Annotated in this window: 13 protein-coding genes and 1 tRNA gene; 7 read left to right on the plus strand and 7 right to left on the minus strand. The window is 65.6% G+C overall.

Features of this window, described 5'->3' with window-relative positions:
* Window positions 1–62: 62 nt before the first annotated feature.
* Both BAMB_RS00050 and BAMB_RS00055 read left to right on the plus strand, forming a co-directional pair.
* Window positions 63–581: a sigma-70 family RNA polymerase sigma factor gene (locus BAMB_RS00050; protein WP_011655550.1), complete on the plus strand. Its 519-nt coding sequence runs from the start codon at window positions 63–65 to the stop codon at window positions 579–581.
* Window positions 578–1,339: an anti-sigma factor family protein gene (locus tag BAMB_RS00055; protein WP_011655551.1), complete on the plus strand. Its 762-nt coding sequence runs from the start codon at window positions 578–580 to the stop codon at window positions 1,337–1,339. Before BAMB_RS00050 ends, BAMB_RS00055 begins: the two co-directional genes overlap by 4 nt.
* 470 nt (window positions 1,340–1,809) lie before the next feature.
* Here the strand turns inward: BAMB_RS00055 and BAMB_RS00060 are convergent, their stop codons facing one another.
* Together BAMB_RS00060 and BAMB_RS00065 are read right to left on the minus strand one after the other, a co-directional pair.
* Window positions 1,810–2,169, minus strand: a complete 360-nt coding sequence (locus BAMB_RS00060; protein ID WP_227739471.1) for a hypothetical protein — start codon at window positions 2,167–2,169, stop codon at window positions 1,810–1,812.
* 95 nt (window positions 2,170–2,264) lie between these two features.
* Complete coding sequence (locus BAMB_RS00065; protein WP_041491049.1) at window positions 2,265–2,705, minus strand: hypothetical protein; 441 nt, start codon at window positions 2,703–2,705, stop codon at window positions 2,265–2,267.
* Between the two features lie 572 nt (window positions 2,706–3,277).
* Here BAMB_RS00065 and BAMB_RS00070 point away from each other — a divergent pair.
* A tRNA-Val gene (locus BAMB_RS00070) sits at window positions 3,278–3,354 on the plus strand.
* 217 nt (window positions 3,355–3,571) lie between these two features.
* Here BAMB_RS00070 and BAMB_RS00075 read toward each other — a convergent pair.
* Together BAMB_RS00075 and BAMB_RS00080 are read right to left on the minus strand one after the other, a co-directional pair.
* Window positions 3,572–4,453 (minus strand): sigma-70 family RNA polymerase sigma factor, encoded by an 882-nt coding sequence (locus BAMB_RS00075; protein WP_011655554.1) that lies wholly within the window; start codon window positions 4,451–4,453, stop codon window positions 3,572–3,574.
* Complete coding sequence (locus BAMB_RS00080) at window positions 4,453–4,929, minus strand: carboxymuconolactone decarboxylase family protein (protein WP_006750405.1); 477 nt, start codon at window positions 4,927–4,929, stop codon at window positions 4,453–4,455. Before BAMB_RS00080 ends, BAMB_RS00075 begins: the two co-directional genes overlap by 1 nt.
* 577 nt (window positions 4,930–5,506) lie before the next feature.
* Between BAMB_RS00080 and egtB the strand changes: the two genes are divergently transcribed.
* From egtB to BAMB_RS00100, 4 genes are all read left to right on the plus strand, one after another.
* On the plus strand, window positions 5,507–6,736 hold the full coding sequence (gene egtB / locus BAMB_RS00085) for an ergothioneine biosynthesis protein EgtB (protein WP_041491050.1): 1,230 nt from the start codon (window positions 5,507–5,509) through the stop codon (window positions 6,734–6,736).
* The gene (egtD, locus tag BAMB_RS00090) at window positions 6,720–7,733 is read left to right on the plus strand and encodes an L-histidine N(alpha)-methyltransferase (protein ID WP_011655557.1); all 1,014 of its coding nucleotides are present in this window, start codon (window positions 6,720–6,722) and stop codon (window positions 7,731–7,733) included. The genes egtB and egtD overlap by 17 nt, the downstream gene beginning before the upstream one ends.
* Before the next feature lie 296 nt (window positions 7,734–8,029).
* Window positions 8,030–8,332 carry a hypothetical protein gene (locus tag BAMB_RS00095; RefSeq protein ID WP_011655558.1) on the plus strand — a complete coding sequence of 101 codons (303 nt, stop codon included), beginning with the start codon at window positions 8,030–8,032 and terminating at the stop codon, window positions 8,330–8,332.
* 237 nt (window positions 8,333–8,569) lie between these two features.
* Window positions 8,570–8,944 carry a hypothetical protein gene (locus BAMB_RS00100; RefSeq protein WP_011655559.1) on the plus strand — a complete coding sequence of 125 codons (375 nt, stop codon included), beginning with the start codon at window positions 8,570–8,572 and terminating at the stop codon, window positions 8,942–8,944.
* A 223-nt stretch (window positions 8,945–9,167) separates the two neighbouring features.
* Here BAMB_RS00100 and BAMB_RS00105 read toward each other — a convergent pair whose 3' ends face one another.
* The 3 genes from BAMB_RS00105 to BAMB_RS00115 all read right to left on the minus strand — a co-directional run bounded on the left by BAMB_RS00105 (window position 9,168) and on the right by BAMB_RS00115 (window position 15,712).
* Window positions 9,168–12,203 carry a type III restriction-modification system endonuclease gene (locus BAMB_RS00105; protein ID WP_011655560.1) on the minus strand — a complete coding sequence of 1,012 codons (3,036 nt, stop codon included), beginning with the start codon at window positions 12,201–12,203 and terminating at the stop codon, window positions 9,168–9,170.
* Window positions 12,203–14,209 (minus strand): site-specific DNA-methyltransferase, encoded by a 2,007-nt coding sequence (locus BAMB_RS00110; protein ID WP_227739470.1) that lies wholly within the window; start codon window positions 14,207–14,209, stop codon window positions 12,203–12,205. Before BAMB_RS00110 ends, BAMB_RS00105 begins: the two co-directional genes overlap by 1 nt.
* 372 nt (window positions 14,210–14,581) lie before the next feature.
* Window positions 14,582–15,712: a porin gene (locus BAMB_RS00115; RefSeq protein WP_041491051.1), complete on the minus strand. Its 1,131-nt coding sequence runs from the start codon at window positions 15,710–15,712 to the stop codon at window positions 14,582–14,584.
* Window positions 15,713–15,944: the final 232 nt, after the last annotated feature.

The raw sequence follows: 15,944 nt of genomic DNA on the forward strand, positions 1-15,944 counted from the left end.
ATAAGTGGCGCCGACCGGCGTCCTACGCGGAATCTCCACGCTTATCGGCTAGCGCCCCGGCCATGCCCTCAAACGCCCCCGACGACGACGCGTTGCGCGAACTCATTCCCAGGCTGCGACGCTTCGCGCTCTGGCTGGCGCGCGACGTTCATGCGGCAGACGATCTCGTCCAGTCGACGCTCGAGCGCGCGCTGTCGCGCTGGACGAGCCGCCGCGACGACGCGTCGCTGCGCAGCTGGCTCTTCACGATCCTTTACCGGCAATTTCTCGACGGCAAGCGCAGCGCGAAGCGTTACGCGTGGATGCTCGGCCGCATTCGCGACGACGACGAGCTGCACTGGCCGTCGGCCGAACGCGAGGTGGCCGCGCGCGCGACGCTCGAAGCGTTCGGCCGCCTGTCCGACGAGCAGCGCAGCCTGCTGCTGCTCGTCGCGGTCGAGGGCTTCACGTATCAGGAAGTCGCCGACCTGCTCGACGTGCCCATCGGCACCGTGATGTCGCGACTCTCCCGCGCGCGTCAGGCGCTGCGCCAGCTCAGCGACGGCGAGCTTCCCGCTCCTTCTCTCCGGTTGATGAAATGAACAACCTCCGTCCCGACGAACACGATCTCCAGGCCTATGTCGACGGCCAGCTCGACGACGATGCGCGTGCCGCGGTCGAGCGATATCTCGCGCTGCATCCGGAGAGTGCGGAACAGGTGAAGCGCTGGCAGCAGGATGCGCAGCGGTTGCGGGCCGCGCTCGAGAGTGTGCGGATGCCGGGTGAGAATCCTGAACTCGATCCGGCGGCGATTCGTGCGCGGCGGGCGGAGCGCTCGCGGATGCGGTTCGCGATGGCGGCTTCGTTCGTGTTCTGCATCGGGCTGGGGACGTTCGGCGGGTGGCAAGCGCGCGGGTGGAACGCGCAGCCGCCGATCGCGCCGATGAGCGATGCGCTCGAGGCTTACCGAATGATGGTGGTCGACCAGGTCGCGAAGGTGGATTTCCGGCCGACGAGTGCGGGCGATTTGCAGGGGTGGCTCACCAGACGCGTGGGCGCTTCGGCGAAGCTGCCGGATTTGAGTGCGGCGGGGTTCAAGCCGGTTGGCGGGCGGTTGTTTACGACGGACAGCGGGGCCGCGGCCGCGATGGTGCTCTATGAGGACAATGCCGGACGGACGCTCAGCTTCTATCTCCGGCCAGCGGAATCGAAACATCGGCTGCTGCCGGCCGGGCAACGCGTGGATGGGTCGTTGCTGGCGCGGTATGGGTCGGTGAATGGGATTAATTTTGCGGTGGTGGGGCCGGCGGTCAATCTCGGCGAACAAGCCGTTGTGCGGGCGCTCGATCAGCAGATTTGAGCGAGACAATGCGCGGCCCGTGGTCCGCGAGCCGGCCCCGGCGGCTCAGCCAGCCCGAAAGCGCTCACGCTCACCGTTCGGGTTCACAGCATTGGGATTCGTTTTCGTATTGGTTATCCACACCGCGCAGATCGTCTCGATGCGTTCGTGGATGGGCGGGCGCTCTTCGGTTTCGGTCTCACAGGGTTTGGCGTCGTTTCGGCGCTGGATATCCACATCGGCTGCAACGGCTTCGCATACCCTCCCTTGTCGAATCGCTCACCTTTGGGTTGCACAGGATTTAGAGTGGCTTTGGGTGGCGATATCCACACCGCCCTCGCCGAGCCGGTGCACAGGGTTTCGATTTGATTGCGTTCAGGTTGTTCACACGCGTGAGCGCTTCGTTGGCCAGACCGAACAGCGTCGCGGTATCGAGCTCGACGGGGCACCGGTCGGTTTGGCCATCCTTCTCCCCGAGACATCCTGTTCAACTACCCTTCTTTCTGCACGGCCATTAATTCCCTCAGGCACTCAACGCACGTTGCGGTCAGCAATCCGATGGCTGCTTCCATCGACTCGTCGTCGTTGAAGCGGTAGATGCCCCCTCCCTCGTACTTACCGCCCAGCGCAAGCACTTTCGTCTCTTCGGATTCGAGCATGTAGCCGGGATACTCGATTTCGTCGCGCAACAGGGTCAACAGCACAATCCGACGGCTGTTGCTCCAGCGGCTGCGATCCCTGACGAGATCGGACACCGCTCGTGTCACAAGCTCACCGCCGACATATCCGTGAGACGGGCAATTCATCATCGGCATCTCGTCACCTGTTTCCTGAAACACAAACTGTCGCACGAGCAATCCTCGACCACGCCGACTCAGCCGGTGCTGCCTCCATCGGTGGATTCGTATCGGCCACCAACTACAACACCTTGACCAGCCGACATGATTCACTCACCACGAAACAGCATCTCCAAACTCAAGTCCCCTTGCCTGGGATCGTAGCGAAACTCCGCCACGCCCCATGAACACGGTTCGAGTCGTGCCTCTGTGGGATGCGCGCTCACCACAGCCAGTCCCGACGACTTCGCGATCGACCGAACGATCTTCGACTCTGTGATGCTCGCATCGAGGAAGCGAATCGTATCGAACAGGATCAACACGCTCGTCAGACGCCCTCCAACCACGTCGATCAAGCATTCGCCCGCATGTCCACCGAAGGTGATCTTCTGCGATATGCGATAACGCACCGCACCGTTCTCCAGCTCCTGCACCGGCGAACACAAGCGCCGGACGCCCTCGCTCAACCGCCCGTCGTCGCCGACCTCAATACGCATGCTGTCGGCGTGAACCACACCGCTTTGCCAGTCAACCCGGATCGCCAATGTCATGCCGACAACTCGTCGCATCGTGAATGCCGGCGATTCTACAGACATGACCGTCCGCACATTGACCGCAGGCATCACAGCCCGCCGATTTGGTTGTCTGCTTGCTGCAGGTAGCTCATGGCCTGCTTGGATCACAGTCGCCGGACTGTGCTTATCCAATGGTGTTAACAGAGTTCGTATACATACGTAGTGATAGTTAACAAGCACGCGGCCTCACAGTGGATAACCACCGTAACGTCCTGAATTTTCAGCGCGAAGCGGAATGCATAACCACAGGCAATGCACACTCAAAGCTCTGTGCAGCACAGAACAACTTTTCGCCGATTCACAGCCGCGCCGACATATCCTCAATCGTTCCACTGTGAATCCAGAGGCTTGTCGGATGGTTATCCAGAGGGGAATGTGGATAACCTCACAGCGCATCGACACGTTTTGCTGTGACATGAAGACGTGGAGCCCACGTGCTCGCAGCACCAGGTAACGGCCGATCGTCTGCGCCCGCATCCCCGGTTCAAAAAATTTTCACGAAGGGGCTTGTGCTCCTCCAAAACCCTCTCTATAATTCGCGGCTTCTTAGGCTCGTAGCTCAGTTGGTTAGAGCACCACCTTGACATGGTGGGGGTCGTTGGTTCGAATCCAATCGAGCCTACCAACGAACAAAATGAAGGGGTCCGGCAGCGCGAATTGCCTACAGGCAATCCGGCTCGCCAAACATACAAACGCCACGCGGCAACCTCGCGTGGCGTTTTTCTTTTTGCGGCCGAAACTGCGTATGCACACGCAAGATGCATCGTGCGGAACGTAGCAGGCAATCGACAAAGCAGCGCGCAGAGCAGGGCAAGCGGGCGCAACGCGCCCACCGGCCACCGTCAATGCAGATGCTTCAATTTGTCAGGATTGCGTACGACATAGATCGCGACGATCTTCCCGTCGTCGATGTCGAGCGCGGTCGTCTGCAGTTCGCCGTCGGCCTCCAGCGTGACGAACCCCGGCAGCCCGTTGATGAACCCCGCGCGCACGAGTTTCGACGCATGCGTGGCGAACAGCTCGGCCAGGTATTCGTGCACCTTCATCACGCGTTCGAAGCCGAACACCGGCTTGCCCGCGGCCGCGCGCTTGCCGCCGCCGTCCGAATGCAGGCTCACGTCTTCGGCCAACATTGCGCCGAGCGCGCGCATGTCGCCGCTGCGCGACGCCGCGAAGAACGCCTCGGCCAGCTCGATCCCGCGCTGCTTCTCGACATGAAACCGCGGCCGCGCCTCGCGCACATGCGTGCGTGCGCGCGCGGCAAGCTGCCGACATGCGGCCGGGTCGCGCTGGATCGTGGTCGCGATCTCGTCGAACTCGAGGCCGAACACGTCGTGCAGCAGGAACGCCGCGCGCTCCAGCGGCGACAGCCGTTCGAGCGCGAGCATCAGCGGCAGGGTGACGTCCTCCTGTTCATCTTGCTCGACGACCGGCTCGGGCAGCCACGGGCCGATATAGGTCTCGCGCTGGTGCCGCGCGGACTTCAACTGATCGAGGCACATGCGCATCACCATGCGGCGCAGGAACGCCTCGGGCACGCGCACCTCGGTGCGATCGACGTCCATCCAGCGGATGAACGCCTCCTGCACGATGTCCTCGGCGTCCGCGACGGAACCGAGCATCCGGTACGCAACGCGAATCAGCGTGCGACGCAGCGGGTCGAAGCTCGCCGCTGCATCGGCCCGGTCTTCGGCATTGCCCGTGGCCGGATCGACGCTCGTCATCAAGCCACCATCTTCGCGGCCGCGGCCTTCGCCTCGGCCGGATCGATCCACAGCCCGAAGCCGACGGCAAGCCGGTTCCAGCCGTTGATCACGTTGATCATCAGCGTAAGTTTCACCTGTTCCTCCTGGCTGAAGTGGTCGTTCAGCGCCGCATACGCGGCCTCGTGCGCGCCGTGGCCCTCCGACAGACGCGTGAGCGCGTCGGTCCAGCCGAGCGCCGCGCGTTCGCGGTCGGTGTAACAGGGCGCTTCGCGCCAGGCGGCCAGCAGGTTGATGCGCTGCTCGGTCTCGCCTTGCTCGCGCGCCTCGACGGTGTGCATGTTAAGGCAGTTCGCACACGCGTTGATCTGCGATGCGCGGATCTTGACCAGCTCGATCAGCGTCGGCTCGAGGCTCCCGGCGGCAGCGACCGACACGGTCATCCAGCTCTTCATCAGCGCAGGGGCGGCGGCAAACGGATTGAGTTTCGCAGTCATGGTTCCTTCTCCTTTCGTGTGGGTTCCGGTGATATGACGAGCGAGCACCCCGCGCGCGTGACATCGACGCAAAAAATTTTTCAAAAGCGGGGAAGCATGCGGAGTCGAACGTGGCGCCGATGCCCGCGACACCCGCGCGCGAATCGGGATTCGACATCGCCCGCATGACGCCCGTTGCTCAGGCGAAGCCGCGCCATCGACCTTTCATCTGCGCCGCAGGGCTGTCATGAGGTGTCGGTAGCGCGCATGCGCAGGCATGCACATTGCGTTAGAGTGGCCGAGCCCCGCGATGACGGGCGTCGACGGTTCGTCAATGCCGCCGAGCCAGACGGGGTAAATTCTTTCATTTTTCTTTCGCCTTTGTTTCGCCCGAAATCCGATTCGCGACGTTCACATTTCTGGCCCATACTGTTCTGCACGGGCAGAAGAAGTGATGCCGCATCAGCGGCCCGGCGCGCGCGCCGGCTGCCCGACGACGCAGCAACGAAGGTCGCACGTCAGCCGCGCGCATTCGAGCGCAAGGCTTTCCTTTTTCCGGCAACGCAACGCAGCGAATCGCGACGTGAACGGTAAACCGATGAGCCTCCTTGCATCCCAGCTTCAGCGCCGTTACCAGGACGTGCGCGCCCATAGCATCGCGTTGACCGCGACGCTATCCGCCGAAGACCAGGCCGTGCAGTCGATGCCCGACGCGAGTCCGGTGAAATGGCATCTCGCGCATACGACCTGGTTCTTCGAAACCGTCGTGCTGATGCGCCGCGTGCCCGGCTACGCGCCGTTCGACGCAGCCTTCCAGTTTCTCTTCAATTCCTATTACGAAGCGCTCGGCCCGCGCCATCCGCGGCCGCAGCGCGGGCTGCTCACGCGTCCGTCGCTCGATGACGTGCATGCGTACCGGCAGTACGTCGACGAAGCGATGCTGCGCGCGCTCGACGATGCCGATCCGGCGTTGCTCGCCGCGATCGCGCCCGAGATCGAGCTGGGCCTGCATCACGAGCAGCAGCATCAGGAGTTGATCGTCACGGACATGCTGCATGCGTTCTCGTGCAACCCGTTGAAGCCTGCCTTCCGGCCACGCGACGGCGCCGCCACGCACGCCGCGCTGGCTGCGGGCGACGCAGGCCCGTTGCGCTGGCTGCATCAGCCGGGCGGGCTCGTCGAGATCGGCCACGACGGCGACGCGTTCTCGTTCGACAACGAACGGCCGCGTCATACGGCGCTGGTGCGACCGTGCGAGATCGCGAACCGTCTCGTGACGAATGCGGAATTCGCGGCCTTCATCGCCGACGGCGGCTATGAACGCCCCGAATACTGGCTGTCCGACGGATGGGCAACGGTGCAGCGGGAAGGGTGGTCGGCGCCCCCGTACTGGATGCCCGACGACGACGGCGATGCCAAATCCGTCCATGCATGGCGCGCGTTCGGCCTGCACGGCGTGGAACCGCTCGCGCCAGATGCGCCCGTCTGCCATGTGAGTTTTTACGAAGCGGCCGCCTATGCGGAATGGGCCGGCGCACGCTTGCCGACGGAGTTCGAATGGGAAGCCGCGTTCGGTTCGGACGGCATGCAGCAGATGCTCGGGCACGTGTGGCAGTGGACGCGTTCGTCCTACGAGCCGTATCCGGGCTTTCGGCCGCTCGCCGGGGTGGCTGCCGAATACAACGGCAAGTTCATGGTCGGCCAGCAGGTCCTGCGCGGCAGCAGCATCGCGACGCCGCCGGGGCACGAACGGCCGACGTACCGCAATTTCTTTCCGCCGGCCGCGCGCTGGCAATTCACGGGAGTGCGACTTGCGCGAGACGTCTGACCTGACGGCCACGAGCGGTGGCCTGCAACCCGCCCGCGATTCGCGGCCGAGCGCGTTCGAGCGCGACCTGATCGACGGACTGTCGCGCACGCCGCGCAGCATTTCGCCGAAATACTTCTACGATGCGGCCGGCTCCGCGCTGTTCGATCGCATCTGCGAACTGCCCGAGTATTACCCGACGCGCACAGAGCTCGGCATCCTGCGCGACCGCGCGGCGGAGATCGTGCGGCGCGTCGGCCCGCATGCGGACATCGTCGAATTCGGCGCGGGCTCGCTCGAGAAGATCCGCGTGCTGCTCGACGCATGCGCGGACAACTACGCGAACGCGCCTGCGCGCTACGTGCCGATCGACATCTCGGCCGACTACCTGCACGGCGCCGCGGCGCGGCTGCGTGCCGCGTATCCGTGGCTCGACGTCGCGCCGATCGCGGCCGACTACACGAAGGCCGAACAACTCGCGGAGCTGACCGAAACGCCGCGCCGGCGCATCGGCTTCTTCCCCGGCTCGACGATCGGCAACTTCTCGCCGGAGGAAGCCGACGCGTTCCTGCGCGACGCCGCGCGGCTGTTGCGCGGCGGCGGCTTGCTGGTCGGCGCGGATCTCGTGAAGGACGAGCGCACGCTCCACGACGCGTACAACGACGCGCAGGGCGTGACCGCGCAGTTCAACCTGAACCTGCTCGCCCGCGCGAATGCGGAACTTGGCGCGGACTTCGATCTCGACGCGTTCTCGCACTGCGCGTTCTACGATCGCGAGCGGCAGCGCATCGAGATGCATCTCGTCAGCGATATCGCGCAGACGGTGCATGTGCGCGGCCATGTGTTCCGCTTCGACGCCGGCGAGCGCATCCACACGGAGAACTCGCACAAGTTCACGATCGACGGCTTCCATGCGATCGCACGGCGTGCGGGCTTCGAGCCCGACACCGTGTGGACCGATGCGGACAACCTGTTCAGCGTGCACTGGCTGCGCAGCGTCGACGATATCCGCGCTTGAGGTTGTTGGGTTGTTGGGTTGTTGAGTCGTTGCGGACCGCGCGCACGGCGTGCGTGCGGTGCGTGTGCTGCCCGTGTCGCCGCGACGCGAATCGGCAAAACTTCCCGCCTTTATCGATTCGACGCGCCTTTGCAACGGCGTGTCGAATCACTCGTCATCCTTGTCCCGCAAGGCTTCGCGGCCACCCGTAATCGCCCGTTACCGCTCTCGCAGACCGGTTTCACCTGTGTCGGCACAGGGTGCCTAGACTCCGAACCGTATTCACATGAAGCACGACACGTGCAGGGAGTCGCGAGATGAGCAAGAAACTTATTCTCGGTGCAGTTCTCGGTGTAGCGGCGCTGGCAGCTTCAGGCGTCGCATCGGCCCACGTCGACCTGTCGGTCGGCATCGGCGTGCCGGGCGCCTATGCGGCGCCGGCGCCCGTCTATGTGGCGCCGCCGCCGCCGGTCGTGTACGCGCCGGTGGGTTACCGTGACGACGACTGGCGTGCGCGCGAATGGCGAGAACACGAATGGCGCCGCCGTGAATGGCGCGAGCACGAGTGGCGTGAGCGCCGCTGGCATGACCGCGGCGGCTGGCGCGGTGGCTGGAACTGAACCCGCTAACCGGTTCACGAGAACGCGATCACGACGACGACGCATCATGAGCGTGATCGCATGACGCCCGTTTGATGACGGCCGGCCGCGCGGTTCGCCGATGCGGCCGATACCGGGCCAATTGATCTGACGAATTGGCGCTCGCGCGCATCGTTACGATCATTTACAACGTCGAGCACCACGCAAACCGCGCGTTCGTAGAATGCAATCACTCGAACGCGCTCCAGGGAGCCAACAATGAAAACGCAACGATATCTGTCGGTGCTGGCAGCCGCGCTGCTCGCACTCGGTGCCGTTTCCGCGAATGCGGCGGCCGGCGGCAATGGTGGTGGTGGCGGCAACGGCGGCGGTCATGGCGCGGGCGGCTCCGGCGGCAACGCGGGCGGCATGTCCGGTGGCCACATGAGCGGCCAAGCGCTGAGCAACTCGAACGGCTTCCAGTCAGGCGACCGCGACAAGGGCCTCGCGCGAGCCGCCGATCGTTCCGACACGATCGCCGATCGTGCGGGTACGCAGCCGGGCCATGCTCACAGCCAAACGCACGGCCATACCGCGCATGCATCGACGTCCACGCATCACGCGCATCGCAAGGCATTCGGCCACACGCTGTAAGCGCAGCGCTGCATGGCACGGAAGGGCGCTTCGGCGCCCTTTTTTCATGCCGGCCGCGCCAGGCATCGACCCCGATTTGCAACCAGCCGTAACCTCACGCAGGAACGCGCGAGGATACAGATCGTTTTCATGCGAATGACGGGCGGCTCAGCTCCCGCAGCGATGAGCATCGGCATCGCTGCCCGGCCCATGAAAAAAGGGCGGCTCATCGCCGCCCTTCGTTTCAGCGTCCCGCGCTCGCCAGCGGGGCGACGGTTGCAGCAGGCTCGAACAACGCATCCGCCTGCCTGACGCGCACGAATCGCGCGGCATCTTCCCCATCCACCAACGCACGGAAATGCGCTTCACCGCACGCGAGCTTCGCGCGCTCGTGCTCGCTCGTCACGTCGCCATCGGCATTCGGCGTATCGACGACGAAATACAGCCGCTCGCCGTCATCCTGCTCCGCGAGCACGGCCCAGTCCGGGTGATAGCTGCCGAGCGGCGTCGGCACGCGGAACCACGCGGGCAGCTTCGCGTACAGCTTCACGCCGTCGTGTGCTTCCAGCGCATCGGCGAACGCACGTTCCGCGTCGGTCTCGCACACGACGGCCTCGTGGATCGACTTGCGCGCATCGGGACGCAGGTTGCGCAGATACCCGGTCAGCGCCTCGCTCTCGAACGATTCGAGCGCATGCACGTTGCGCTCGCCGAGCCTGCGGTACGCGATGCCCGCGACCAGCGCGAGCCGCTTGCAGCGGTTGATCGCGTCGGCGGCCAGCGCGATGAACTGCTGCGGATTCACGCGGAAATCGTCGAGCCGGCCGCTGTCGGCCAGGATCGTCGCGAGCGAGCGGCGCGTGAGCTGCGTGCGGTCCTGCAGCTCGGTGAGCAGATCGGGCAGCGGCAGCTCGCCTTCGTCGATCAGCACCGTGCCCGCGCCGGCCACCTCGACCGCCTCGATGCCGGCCTTGCCGATGTCGATCTCGGCCTTGCGCCACTGCAGCCGGGCGCGCGCGATGTCCGGCGCGTCGCGCAGCGCGGCCGTGCAGTCGCGCACGAGCTTCGCGTTGTCGAACTCGACGCTGTACACGGTGCGGTGGCGGATACGGTCCCACAGTGCGCGGAAGTCGTCGCCGAACACGACGGCCTTGCCCGACGCGTCGCGGCGCAACGCGATCGCGCGCCGCTCGTCCGCATTGCGCACGGCGAAGCGGCCCGACAGCTTGCGCAGCGTCGCGACGATCGGCGCGCGCAGCGTCTCGAACGCCTCGGGCAGCACGAGCGCGCTCTGGCGCAGCGCGTCCTTGAGCCGATCGAGCACCTTGCCCTGCGCGTCGACGTAGCCCTGCTCGTGCAGATGCGTCCACAGCACGCGCGACAGCTCGATGCCGAGCGCATGCGCGGGCCCGTCGCCTTCCTGCACCGGCAGCGCCGCGAACTGGTGTTCCTCGACGATCCCGAAGCGAATGCCCGTATCGGCCTCGATTTCCTTCTGCAGATTCTCGGCAAACGACTCGTAGCGCTCGGTCGCGATCACGGTCAGCGTGTTCACGCCCGGGTCGCGCACGCGCTCGCCGTCCTGGTCGACGGCAAGGCGCAGCCCGCGGCCGAGCGTCTGGCGGCGCTCGCGCTCGGTCTGGATATCGCGCAGCGTGCAGATCTGGAACACGTTCGGGTTGTCCCAGCCTTCCTTCAGCGCCGAGTGCGAGAAGATGAACTTCAGCGGCGTGTCGAACGACAGTAGCGCTTCCTTCTCGCGCATGATGAGGCCGTACGCGCGCTCCGCGTTCTCGCGTGCGGCGGCGCTGCTCTCGCTCGTGTCGGTCCAGCCGCCCTTGCGGTCGATCGAGAAGTAGCCGTTGTGCGCGCGCTCGACCTCGAGCGCGACGTCGACGCCGTCGAACAGCGCACGGTAAGCCGGCACGCGGGCCGCGCGCGCATATTCCTCTTCGAAGATCAGCGCGTAGTCGCCCTTCACGGGCATCCCGTTCTCGTCGTAGCGGCGATAGCGCTCAACCGAATCGACGAAGAACAGCGACAGCACCTTCACGCCGCGCTCGGCCAGCCGCAATTCCTTGTCGAGATGCTCGCGGATCGTGCGGCGGATCATCTCGCGCTGCACGGCGAGCGTGTCGATGTCGCCGAACGCCTCGCCGAGCGACAGGAACGCCTCGCCTTCCGGATGGCGCAGCTCGACGTACTCGGCACCCTTCACCGCATGGACTTCGCCGACCCGCAGCCCTGCATACAGCGCGCGCTTCGTCAGGCGTTCGAGATCGTCGCCGTCGGTCGCCGACACGATCTGGCGCTTCACGCCGGCCGCGGTCGCGACGTCCAGCTCGATGCGCGCGCTGATCGCGCCGCGCCGGTTCGACACGCCGACGAGCCGCACGTACGGCTTGTTGTGCGCATCCTCGACGATCGCCGACGCGATCTCGATCTGCTTGACGAGCTTGCGCTCGTACGCATCGACCGCGTCGAGCCGGTACACCATGTGATGACGGTCGACGTGCGTCGCCGAATAGCGCAGCGTGCAAAGCGGCGCCATCGCGGCGAGCGCTTCGCGCCCGCGCCCCTCGAGCCCGCCGTCGACGCTCTGCGGCTCGTCGACGATCACGATCGGCCGCGTCGCGCGGATCAGGTCGATCGGCTTCTCGCCGCCGGTCTTCTCGCTGTCCTTGTAGAGGTTGTTGATCTCCTTCTTGTTGATCGCGGCAACCGTCATCACCATGATCTGGATCGCCGCGCTCGCCGCGAAGTGGCGCACCTGGCCGAGCTTCGCGGAGTCATACAGGAAGTAGTCGTACGGCACGCCCGCATACAGCGCGCGGAAATGGTCCTCGGTGATCGACAGCGTCTTGTGCACGCCTTCCTTGATCGCGATCGACGGCACGACGATCACGAACTTCGTGAAGCCGTAGCGGCGGTTCAACTCGAAGATCGTGCGCAGGTAAACGTAGGTCTTGCCGGTGCCGGTCTCCATCTCGACGGTGAAGTCGCGCGAGCCGGGCAGGCCGGACGGCGGCAGCCCGCCGCGCAGCTGCACGTCGGCGAGATTGCGCGCGAGCGCGTCGTCGGTCAGCGACAGCCGGTTGCCGACGCCTTGCTCCGACACCGCGAAGCCGAGCGAGCCTTGCGCGGCGGCCGTCGTGCCGGGCGCGGCGTTCGCGAGCACGCTGAAGTCGCCGCGATACGATTCCTGGCCGCGAAACAGGTCGCAGACGGCGTCGATCGCCTCGCGCTGGTAGTCGAGATCCGCTTCGAAATGCAGCCGCATCACAGGCTCCGCACGCGCTTCACGCCGTGCTGCTCGAGCAGCGCGGCGAGATTGAGCTTCGCGACGTCGTCGACGAAGCCGCTGTCGCGGAACAGGCACGTGACGTCGCGCGTCGCACCGGTCGCATCGAGCAGCTCGACGATGCCGTCCGAGAGCGGGCCCGCGTCGTCGCGCGAAATGCGCGCATCGAAGCACGCGACGATCGAGCGGCCGATCAGATGCACGGTCTTGCCGGCGACCCAGTGATGCTCGACCGGCGTGCACAGGTCGAGGCCGAGCTTCAGCGTCAGCTCGGCGAGCAGGTCGTCCTCGCTGCGGCCGGTCTTCACGTGCTCGACGGACGCGAACAGCGCGTGGTCGAAGTCGTCGCGGCGCGGATCCCATTCGATCACGTTGGTCGTGTCGAGCCGGTACACGCGGAAACCGAGGTCGCCATAGCTTTCCGGATAGTCGCGCGCGACCTGCTGCGCGGCGCGGCGCAGGCGTTCCTTCGTGATCTCGGCGAGCGTCGTCGGCTTCTTCAGCTTCGCGCAGAAATCGGCGGCCGCGAGCTGCGTCTTGTCGCGCCGGTCGAGCGTCTCGGGCAGTTGCACGAGGATGTAGCGGCGCGCGCCGCCGTCGGTCGCGTTCACCTGCATCACCGCGTGGCCGGTCGAGCCGGAGCCCGCGAAGCAGTCGAGCACGATGTCGTCGCCGCGCGTGCACCAGCCGATCACGGCCGCCGCGAAATCGACCGGCTTCGGCTGGTCGAACGGGATGCCGAGCGTCTTCAGCAGCGCGTCGTCGGAGCCGGCGAACGGCAGCACCGACGGCACGTTCTCGTACATGTTCTCGTCGAGGTAGTAGATCCGCTGCGGCTGCGTGGTTTCATCCGGGCCGAATTCGATCTGGCCGCGCTCGATCAGCGCTTGCATCGTCGCGGGCGGATTGCGCCAGCCGCGGGCCGGCATCGCGCACGGCTTGCCGGTGACCGGGTGGATCAGCGGCGTGAAATACTCTTCCGGCGCCTTCTTCTTGTTCGGCCACGCCATCGACACGAGGCGGTACACGCGCCCGTCAGCCGACAGCCGGTCGTACATCACCTCGCCGCCGGACAGGTTGGTCTGCGCCTTCATCCACGCGCGGTACGCCTTCTGCGCGTCCTTCGCGTTGCCGCTGCGGTACACCGCGTCGTGCGCGGCGTCGAGCATGCGCTGCGCGTTACGCTTCGGGCGCTTCAGCGGCGCCTGTTCGAGCAGCGTCTCGGCGTTGCGCGCGAACAGCACCAGCGATTCGTGCTGGTACGCGACGCCGCGCGCGTCGCCCTTCGGATTGCGCTTGTCCCACACGGCCACGCCGAGCTCGTTCTCCTCGCCGAAGATCTCGCGCAGCATCAGCACGAGCGCATGCACCTCGTGCTCGTCGATGTGCACGGCGATCAGCCCTTCGTCGGACAGCAGCGCGTGCGCGAGCTTCAGGCGCGGATACATCATGTTCAGCCAGTCGGTATGGAACCGGCCGTTCGCCTCGGTATTGGTGCTGCGCTTCACGCCGCCGTCGGTCTGGCCCGTCATCGCCAGGTAGTGGCGGATGCTGTCGCTGAAGTCGTCCGGATAGACGAAATCGCTGCCGGTGTTGTACGGCGGGTCGATGTAGACGAGCTTCACCTTGCCCGCGTAGCTCTTGTGCAGCAGCTTCATCACGTCGAGGTTGTCGCCCTCGATCACGAGATGGCGCGTGTCGTCCCAGGCGACGCTGTCGTCGGGGCAGGGGCGCAATGTGCCCGTCGACGGCGTGAGCGCGGCCTGGCGCGCGCTGCGCTTGCCGTGCCAGTGGAAGCCGTAGCGCTCGTCGGCGGCGCCGACGGTGCGCTCGCCGACCAGCGCCTTCAGCACGTCGACGTCGACCGACGCGCCGTCCGGGCCTTCGGTCACGAGTTCGGGGAACAGCGCCTTCAGGCGCGCGACGTTGTCGGCGATGAAATCCGTCGACATCGCCTGCGGGCTCTCCGCATCGAGTTTCTGCATCGTTTTTTCCATCGGAGCCCGGCCGCGTGCGCCAGGACGTCGGGCGCACTCACGGCACCGGCGGCAATGGCCGCCCGGGCAAACCCGAAACGCTAGCGAGTCGGTCGGCGCAGGTCAAGCACCGATGCGAGGCGATCGTGCGCGTATTGGCCGCGATCGCCCGTCCCGCGGGCCGCAAGCGGTTTCGGAAGGGGTGTCGTGGCAGTGGCTGGCGGGCGTCTGGCGCGGCCTGCCGTGCGGGCTGAAAACGAGGGCCGAAAACGACGAAAAAAAGGGCACGGTCGGCGCAGTGCGCCGGCGTGCCCGCATGGAGCATCCCCGATGGGGGGTCAGGCGGGGCCTGACGGCCCTGCCCGGATGGCCGTCCCGAGGTCAGAAGCGCGTGCGGATGCCCGACGTGAGTTCGAGCTGGTTTTGCGCGCCGAACGTCGACGCCACCGTGTAGCCGCCGTGCAGGCGCATGTAGTCGCCGGCCAGGTACACCTCGGTGCGCTTGCTCAGGTGGTAGAACACCGACCCGTAGATCGTCTCCTTGAAGCCGTTGCCGACACCGTTGGTCAGGCTGAACGTGCCGAGGTTCGCGTTCGGCGTGAAGCCGTCGGCGTTGTTCGCGGCGTTCTTGACCCGCATCTGCTGGTAGCCGAGCTCGTAGTCGAGCGCGCCCTTCGGCGCGACTTTCACCGACACGGTCCACGAATCGTCGTGACGCTGGCCGAGCGAGCCCTGGTCGCCGTTGTAGCGGAAGTAGCCGGCGTTCAGGCGCACGATGCTGAACGTATAGTTGCCGCCGACCGAGAACGTCTGGTTCCTGAAGCCGTTGTGGTTCACGTGGTTATAGAAGCCCGACACGTTGAACGGCCCGCCGTTGTAACCGAGCGCGAGCTGGTAGGCGGAACCCGTCGCGAACGCGGTCGAGTTGCTGAACTGATAGCCGGCGCTCGCGAAGATGCCGTTGCTGAACAGCTTCTTCCACGCGAGGCCGTTGTTGTAGCGCGTGCCGGTCGGGCCGGCCGCGTAGAAGATCATCTGCTTGAAGTTGTTCGAGTTGGTCCAGCCGCCTTCCTCGGTGGTCAGCTTCGCGGAGCCGTATGCGTCGCCGTAGATCGCCGCTGAGTCGCGCGCGATCGTATTCTGGAAGCCGGCCGTCAGCTTGCCGAAACGTTCGTCCTCGACGCCGACCCAGGCGTCGCGGTCGAAGATCTGGCCTTCGTCTTCCATCTGGCCGTTGGCGACCACGAATTCGCTTTCGAGGCGGAAGATGATCTTCGTGCCGCCGCCGATGTCTTCAGCGCCTCTGAGGCCCCAGCGGCTGCCGCTGAACCACGGCTCGCCTTCGTTGCCCATTCCGATCACATGTTTGCCGTTCGCGTCGGCGTGGGTCCGGTAGGTCGGAAAGCTCAGGTCCATCAGCCCGTAGAGTTGCACGCTCGATTGCGCATGCGCGTGGGTGCCGGCGCACAGGCCAGCCGCCGCGATGGAAAGGGCAAGGGTTTTTCGTTTCAAGATCGTCTCCTCCGAGCTGCCGCATTGAAATCTGTTCGTTGGCAGTACGTAATGTATGCCGAATGTCGCCGACCACAGCGAGAGGCCGACGCATAGCATCGTAGAGGGTGCAATCCTTCACGCCGCTTTCCCGGAGGAAAGAATCGGATCGGTGAAAACACCGAAAGCGCAATAATCGCGGATCGAGGCAGGCAGACGGGCGAGCGCGAGCCCGACGGACAGCCGGGCGGGC

Source organism: Burkholderia ambifaria AMMD (genome assembly GCF_000203915.1).
Taxonomy (GTDB): domain Bacteria; phylum Pseudomonadota; class Gammaproteobacteria; order Burkholderiales; family Burkholderiaceae; genus Burkholderia; species Burkholderia ambifaria.